Genomic DNA, 6,962 nt, shown 5'->3' with positions numbered 1-6,962 from the left:
TGGTGGCGCGCTCTTCAACGCTGAGTTCGGTATAAGACATAGGGGCAGCACCGTACCGGAAAGGTCAGGTGTTGCACTCAGTTTTTGCCGCCGCCCATTATATTTTACTTGGCACCAGCATTGAGCGCCTCCAGTATCACTTGGATATGGCTTAATCAGCGAGTTAACCTAACTACGGTTTTTTTGTAGCAGTGGCAAGTCTGCAGCTTTATTCCAAATAGGGAGCCAACTCATGGAATTCAAAATCTAAAAGGAATGTAAATATGACTATCACAATCACAAACGGCGCAAGCAGAGTTGTAAAAGTTGCAGTAAGTTCATGGAAGACTGATAGCAACCCCAGTGAGGACTACTTCTCAATAGAGCAAGGCAATAGCGACACGTGGTCGCGTAGCGATTCAAGAGGCTATTTAATGCTCGTCCAAGACCTCGCACAGACGAGCGAGTACTACGTCTCCTCCAGCAGCAAAATCGTTATCGAGGATGACCGTGTCAAAGATCATGGCCAAACTATTAGACCACTAACATCGATAAATCAGTGATAGGTGTCGGTAATACGCATGTGGAGGTCACTCAAAACAGGGGACAGCACCTGTACCGCCACCAAATCCTGTCGCAGATTTTTCCTGGTTGCTCATTGGGTCGAAATCAATAGAGATCAGCTCAACGAGCTGCGCACAGACGCCAGGGTGGATTGCTAATACGAAAAAGCGCCCCGTCGAGAGCCACCTGGCGGCGAGGCTGCCTTTCAAAAATCCGAATGGGGAACAAAGGGAGGGAGAAAATCATCAGGCACAAAAAAGCCCCGAAAAACGGGGCTTTTTCATAACAATGTGGCGGTGAAGGAGAGATTCGAACTCTCGATACAATTTCTTGTATACACACTTTCCAGGCGTGCTCCTTAAGCCACTCGGACACTTCACCGTATCTCGTCAAACCAGTTCAGTCTGTCGAGGCGCGCTAATGTAGTCGAAAGCCTTTCTGATGGCAAAGGTTTTTTTCAGAATTTTCATGCGGTTAGACGGTTATGCCATTCCCCTCCCGGCGAGGGGTGGTGATTGTGCCATTCTCGGGCATCGGCGACAGGCGTCTGGAGCGCTTGCTGCGCCCTGCTGCGGGCCGTCTACCCTTGGGGACGCGGGAAAAGCCTGACTGGGTAGTCAGTCACGGCGCTTTACCCGCGGGGGCGTGGTGAGTAACGTCTGCGCATCTATCTCTATAACAAGCCCTACAAGGAACCGCGTCATGAGTGAGTTGATTGCCTACCACTTCGAAGACGGTATCGCGACCCTGACCCTGAGCAACGGCAAGGTGAATGCCATTTCTCCGGCGGTGGTCAGTGAGTTTAATGCGGCGCTGGATCAGGCCGAGAAGGATCGGGCGGTGGTGATCATCACGGGCACGCCGGGGATTTTGTCGGGTGGTTATGATTTGAAGGTGATGACCGCCGGCCCTAAAGAGGCAATCAGCCTGGTGACCTCGGGTTCGACCCTGGCGCGGCGGATGTTGGCGCATCCGTTCCCGGTGATCGTGGCCTGCCCTGGCCATGCGGTGGCCAAAGGCGCGTTCCTGTTGTTGTCGGCCGATTATCGGATTGGCGTCGAAGGCCCGTTCAGCATTGGTCTGAATGAAGTGGCGATTGGCATGACCATGCACCACGCCGGTATCGAGCTGGCGCGGGATCGCCTGCGTAAGTCGGCGTTTCAGCGTTCGGTGATCAATGCCGAGATGTTTGATCCGCAAGGCGCCCTGCACGCAGGTTTCCTCGACAAGGTGGTGGCACCCGAAGAACTGCACGCCGCCGCACTGGAAGCGGCGCGGCAGCTGAAGAAGATCAATATGAACGCCCACAAGCACACCAAGTTGAAAGTGCGCCGTGCACTGCTCGAAGCCCTGGACGATGCAATCATCCAGGATCAGGGCCATAGCCTGAGCTAAGCCCTACCCCTGCTGTGCCTGAGCCCGACCTTGAGTCGGGCTTTTTCTTACCTATAAGTGTGAAACGTCCGTAGCCGCTCTAGCTAGCCGTTATCGGCCAATGTGGAAACATGCGCTTAAACATCGGCTATCTCCTACGTCTGTAGGGGCAATTGCCGAATACAGTGCACATCCGTACACTGCGCCACCTTTTGTCCCGATGGGCTGTGTCGATGCTTTTTCTGTTGCGTATGTTGTTGATGAGCCTGCACTTTCTGATCGCTGGCGTGCTGGGTGTGTTGGTCGGTGTGTGCCGGCCGTTCAATCCGGACAACAGCCGTCTCTGCGCTCGCCTCTATGCGTTGCCGGCCATGCGGATCCTGGGCTTGAACGTGAAGGCCGACGTCGACTCGCTGCGCAACAAGCCCGGTACCTGCGTGGTAATCGCTAACCATCAGTCCAACTACGATCTGTTTGTGCTCGGCAATGTAGTGCCGCACCGCACGGTCTGCATCGCCAAGAAAAGCCTGAAATGGGTACCGCTGTTCGGCCAGCTGTTCTGGCTGGCGGGCAATGTGCTGATTGACCGTGGCAATGCACACAAGGCGCGACGTGCGATGCTGACCACCACGCATACCTTGCAGCATGAGGACACGTCGATCTGGGTGTTCCCGGAGGGCACGCGCAACCTGGGCAAAGGGTTGTTGCCGTTCAAGAAAGGCGCGTTCCATATGGCGATTGCGGCCGGTGTGCCTATCGTGCAGGTGTGCGTCAGCAATTACGTGACGCAGATGAAGCTCAATCGTTGGGACAGTGGCAGTGTGCTGATACGCTCGTTGCCGCCGATTCCTACCTGTGGGTTGACGGTGGATGACATCCCTCATTTGCTGCTGACGTGTCAGACGCAGATGAATGAGTGCATTGCACAGATGGACCGCGAACTGCAACGCGCGTAGGCGCCCGCTTAGGGTGACGCGGAGCGTCACGGGCGGCATTCCCACGCAGAGCGTGGGAACGATCAGTGATATCAGCCAGCAACAACGGAACGCCATTCAGGCTAAGCTGCCCAACATCTGTCCTCTTGATAAGAAGTGATCAGCACCATGGGTAGAGTTGTTGCGGCTGCCGTCTACAGCGCCGGTAAGAAAGTCTCGGATATCACTCTCGATGAAGGCGCGGCCTGGGCCGCCAAACCTGGGCACTTTGTGTGGATCGGCCTGGAAGAACCCAGCGCCCAGGAACTGAACAACCTGCAACGCCAGTTCAACCTGCACGAGCTGGCGATTGAAGACGCGATGGAAAAACACAGCCGCCCAAAGCTGGAAACCTTCGGCGACGCGCTGTTTATCGTCACCTACTCACCGGTGCGCGAGAACGGCAAGCTGGAGTTTATCGAAACCCATATTTTTGCCGGCAACGGCTACATCATCACCGCCCGCAACGGTCACTCGGCATCCTACGGTTTTGTGCGCCAGCGTTGTGAGGCGCGCCCGTTGTTGCTGGAGCATGGGGAAGATTTCGTACTCTATGCGTTGCTGGATTTTGTCACTGAAAACTACCAGCCGGTGAGCGAGGCGATCCACGCCGAGATTGATGAGTTGGAGCGTAACGTGCTGTGCAGTTCGCTCAACGAGCGCGATATCCAGCACCTCCACGGCCTGCGCCGCGATGTGTTACGGCTCAAGCGGCACGTGGCGCCAATGGTGGAGATCAGCCAGGAGTTGCAGAAGCTGAGCTTCCCGTTTATCGACAAGAACATGCGCCCGTATTTCCGTGATGTGCAAATCCACGTGACGCGGCAAATGGAAGACCTCACCACCCTGCGCGACATTGCCAGCCAGACCATCGAGATCGGTGTGTTGCTGGAGGCGTCGCGCCAGAGCGTGGTGCAGCGCAAGTTCGCCGCGTGGGCGGCGATCCTGGCGTTCCCCACGGCGGTGGCGGGGATTTACGGGATGAACTTCCAGAACATGCCCGAGCTGCAATGGCACTACGGCTATTTTGCGGTGCTCGGTTTTATTACCTTGGGCTGTACCGGTTTATGGGCCAGCTTCAAGCGTTCGGGCTGGCTTTAAGCCTTGGCTTCAGGCTGGTGCGCCACAAAGCGCATCATCCACTCCGCCACGGTCACGCCGTGGTGGTCGCGCTCCAGGCTGGCCACGCCGTTGCTGTAGACCTTTTCACCCAGGGTTGTCTGAAGTATTTCCAGCAACTCACGGGAATAGTCGTGAACAAACTCCGGATGGCCCTGGAAGCACAGCACCTGGTCGCCAATGTGATACGCGGCAAACGGGCAGAATTCGCTGGAGGCGATCACGGTGGCATTGTCCGGCAAAGTGGTGACTTGATCCTGGTGACTGATCAATAGCGTCAGTTCCGGCACCTCAGGACTCATCCATGGCGTCTTGGCATCCAGCTTGTAGGCGTGGGTGCCCATGCCCCAGCCCTGGCTGGCACGTTCGGCCTTGCCGCCCAAGAGCAGCGCGAGCAACTGATGGCCGAAGCACACACCCAGCAGCTTGTCGCCGCGCTCATAACGCGTGAGCAGATAGGTCTTGAGCGTCTGGATCCAAGGGTCGGTACCGAAGGAATCGGCCTTGCTGCCGGTGATCAGGTACGCGTCAAACACTTCGTCATCCGGTGGGTACTCGCCCTGCACCACGTTGTAGACCACAAACTCGGCGGCAATCGGTTGCTTGGCGAACAGGCGCTTGAACATCTGCCCATAGCCTTGGTACTCATCGATCAAAGCGGGGCGCAGAATATCGGTTTCCAGGATGCAGACGCGTAGCGACATAAAAAATACCTGACACGGCGATGGGAATATTGCACACCCCAGAGCCTGCCTTGAAATACACCTTCAAAGCAAGCTCTCCCCTCCTACATTTTGATTACCGGAACACTTCACCCTGCGCGGCTTTCTCCAACAACAACGCCGGCGGCGAGAAGCGCTCCCCATACTGCTCTGCCAGGTAGCGGGCGCGGGCGATGAAGTCGTTCAGCCCGTACTGGTTGATAAACTGCAACGCGCCGCCACTCCACGCGGCAAAGCCGATGCCGAAGATTGAACCAACGTTGGCATCCGCCGTGGACATCAACACGCCCTCCTCCACACAGCGCACGGTTTCGATGGCTTGGATAAACAACAAGCGGTCGCGCACGTCCTGGGGTGAGATTTGCTCGTCGGGCTGTTCAAACCGGGTTTTCAGCTCAGGCCACAAGTGCTTCTGGCCTCCAGCGGGATAGTCGTAAAAACCACCGCCGGCCGCCTTGCCCGTGCGCTTGTATTCGTTCACCAACAGATCAATCACCGCCGTCGCCGGATGGTTCGGCATAGCCTTGCCTTCGGCCTGCAGGTCCTTGGCCGTTTGCTGTCGGATATGGCTCATCAGGCTGAGGGACACTTCATCGGACACCGCCAACGGCCCCACCGGCATGCCGGCCTTGCGCGCTTCGGTCTCGATCATCGGCGCGGCCACGCCTTCGCCGAGCATGGCGATGCCTTCGTTGGTAAAGGTGCCGAATACCCGCGAGGTGAAAAAGCCGCGACTGTCGTTGACCACAATCGGGGTTTTCTTGATTTGCAGTACGAAGTCAAACCCTCGGGCCAGGGTTTCGTCGCTGGTGCGCGCCCCCTTGATGATTTCCACCAGGGCCATCTTGTCCACGGGGCTGAAGAAGTGCAGGCCGATGAACTTGGCTTGATCGGGCACCGCCGTGGCCAAGCCGCTGATGGGCAAGGTGGAGGTGTTGGAGGCGATCACCGCGTCGGCCCCCACCACACTTTGCGCCGCGGCCGAGACCTTGGCCTTGAGTGCGCGGTCTTCGAATACGGCCTCGATGATCAGGTCGCAGCCGGCCAGGCCGGCGTCATCCTGAGTAGGATGAATGCGCGCCAGGGTGGTTTCGCGCTGTTCGGCGGTCAATTGCCCACGGCTGACTTTCTTGTCCAGCAATGCGGCCGAATGGGCTTTGCCTTTTTCAGCGGCGGCCAGGGTGATGTCTTTGAGCACCACCTCGATACCCGCACAGGCACTGACATAGGCGATGCCCGCGCCCATCATCCCGGCGCCGAGCACACCGACTTTGCGCGTTACATAAGGCGCAAAGCCCTGCGGGCGCGAGCTGCCGGCGTTGATTTGGTTGAGCTGGAACCAGAAGGTGCCGATCATGTTTTTTGCCACTTGCCCGGTCACCAGTTCGGTGAAGTAGCGGGTTTCGATCAGGTGCGCGGTGTCGAAGTCCACCTGGGCGCCCTCGACCGCCGCACAGAGGATTTTCTCCGGCGCAGGGAAGCAGCCTTGGGTCTTGCTACGCAAAATCGATGGGGCAATGGCGAGCATTTGCGCGACTTTAGGGTGGGACGGCGTGCCGCCGGGAATCGCGTAGCCCTTGTTGTCCCAGGGTTGCCTAACGTCGGGATTAGCCAGAACCCAGGCACGGGACTGAGCCAACAATGCCTCGCGATCTGCCGCCAACTCATCAATCAGGCCCGCTTGCAGGGCCTGGGCGGGCCGCACCTTTTTGCCTTCGAGCAAATACGGCAAGGCTTTTTCCAGGCCGAGCATGCGCACCATGCGCACCACGCCGCCGCCCCCGGGCAACAGGCCAAGGGTGACTTCCGGCAAGCCCAGTTGCACGGACTTGTCGTCCAGCGCGACCCGGTGATGGCAGGCCAGGCAAATTTCCCAACCGCCGCCCAGGGCCGCGCCATTGATCGCGGCCACCACCGGTTTGCCGAGGGTTTCCAGGCGGCGTAATTGCGCTTTCAATACCAAGACACTGTCGTAGAACGCCTTGGCGTGGGCTTTATCGACCTTGATCAGCTCATTGAGGTCGCCCCCGGCAAAAAAGGTCTTCTTGGCCGAGGTGATCACCACCCCGGCGATCTCGTCCTTTTCAGCTTCCAGGCGCGTGAGGGTGGCCGCCATGGCTTCACGGTAGGCGGCGTTCATGGTGTTGGCGCTCTGGCCGGGCATGTCGAGGGTCAGCACCACGATCTGGTCCTGGCCTTTTTCGTAACGAATGGCATCGGTCATGACAAA

6 protein-coding genes and 1 tRNA gene are annotated in these 6,962 nt (G+C 57.9%); 4 read left to right on the top strand and 3 right to left on the bottom strand.

The window, feature by feature from the left end:
- The first annotated feature begins 263 nt into the window (after positions 1–263).
- Positions 264–542, top strand: a complete 279-nt coding sequence (locus BOP96_RS27350; RefSeq protein ID WP_020302610.1) for a hypothetical protein — start codon at positions 264–266, stop codon at positions 540–542.
- Positions 543–834: 292 nt separating this feature from the next.
- On the opposite strand, the gene BOP96_RS27345 is transcribed toward BOP96_RS27350, so the two are convergent.
- Positions 835–924, bottom strand: a tRNA-Ser gene (locus tag BOP96_RS27345).
- 321 nt (positions 925–1,245) lie between these two features.
- On the opposite strand from BOP96_RS27345, the gene BOP96_RS27340 reads away from it, so the two are divergent.
- The 3 genes from BOP96_RS27340 (at position 1,246) to BOP96_RS27330 (ending at position 3,992) form a co-directional block, all read left to right on the top strand.
- Complete coding sequence (locus tag BOP96_RS27340; protein ID WP_014719521.1) at positions 1,246–1,938, top strand: crotonase/enoyl-CoA hydratase family protein; 693 nt, start codon at positions 1,246–1,248, stop codon at positions 1,936–1,938.
- A gap of 212 nt (positions 1,939–2,150) precedes the next feature.
- The gene (locus BOP96_RS27335; RefSeq protein ID WP_069868710.1) at positions 2,151–2,873 is read left to right on the top strand and encodes a 1-acylglycerol-3-phosphate O-acyltransferase; all 723 of its coding nucleotides are present in this window, start codon (positions 2,151–2,153) and stop codon (positions 2,871–2,873) included.
- 147 nt (positions 2,874–3,020) lie between these two features.
- Positions 3,021–3,992: a magnesium and cobalt transport protein CorA gene (locus BOP96_RS27330; protein ID WP_003193449.1), complete on the top strand. Its 972-nt coding sequence runs from the start codon at positions 3,021–3,023 to the stop codon at positions 3,990–3,992.
- On the opposite strand, the gene BOP96_RS27325 is transcribed toward BOP96_RS27330, so the two are convergent.
- Positions 3,989–4,714 (bottom strand): amidotransferase, encoded by a 726-nt coding sequence (locus tag BOP96_RS27325; protein WP_003193450.1) that lies wholly within the window; start codon positions 4,712–4,714, stop codon positions 3,989–3,991. The genes BOP96_RS27330 and BOP96_RS27325 overlap by 4 nt on opposite strands.
- A gap of 94 nt (positions 4,715–4,808) precedes the next feature.
- On the bottom strand, positions 4,809–6,956 hold the full coding sequence (locus BOP96_RS27320; RefSeq protein WP_073454576.1) for a 3-hydroxyacyl-CoA dehydrogenase NAD-binding domain-containing protein: 2,148 nt from the start codon (positions 6,954–6,956) through the stop codon (positions 4,809–4,811).
- Positions 6,957–6,962 lie beyond the last annotated feature (6 nt).

Source organism: Pseudomonas sp. FSL W5-0203 (assembly GCF_001896155.1).
In the GTDB taxonomy this organism is placed as follows: domain Bacteria; phylum Pseudomonadota; class Gammaproteobacteria; order Pseudomonadales; family Pseudomonadaceae; genus Aquipseudomonas; species Aquipseudomonas paracarnis.
This window is presented reverse-complemented; position numbering and strand designations above follow the sequence as displayed.

Coding starts and splice junctions, on each gene's coding strand:
- BOP96_RS27350 (WP_020302610.1), top strand. CDS start 264: ATGACTATCACAATCACAAACGGCGCAAGCAGAGTTGTAAAAGTTGCA.
- BOP96_RS27340 (WP_014719521.1), top strand. CDS start 1,246: ATGAGTGAGTTGATTGCCTACCACTTCGAAGACGGTATCGCGACCCTG.
- BOP96_RS27335 (WP_069868710.1), top strand. CDS start 2,151: ATGCTTTTTCTGTTGCGTATGTTGTTGATGAGCCTGCACTTTCTGATC.
- BOP96_RS27330 (WP_003193449.1), top strand. CDS start 3,021: ATGGGTAGAGTTGTTGCGGCTGCCGTCTACAGCGCCGGTAAGAAAGTC.
- BOP96_RS27325 (WP_003193450.1), bottom strand. CDS start 4,714: ATGTCGCTACGCGTCTGCATCCTGGAAACCGATATTCTGCGCCCCGCT.
- BOP96_RS27320 (WP_073454576.1), bottom strand. CDS start 6,956: ATGACCGATGCCATTCGTTACGAAAAAGGCCAGGACCAGATCGTGGTG.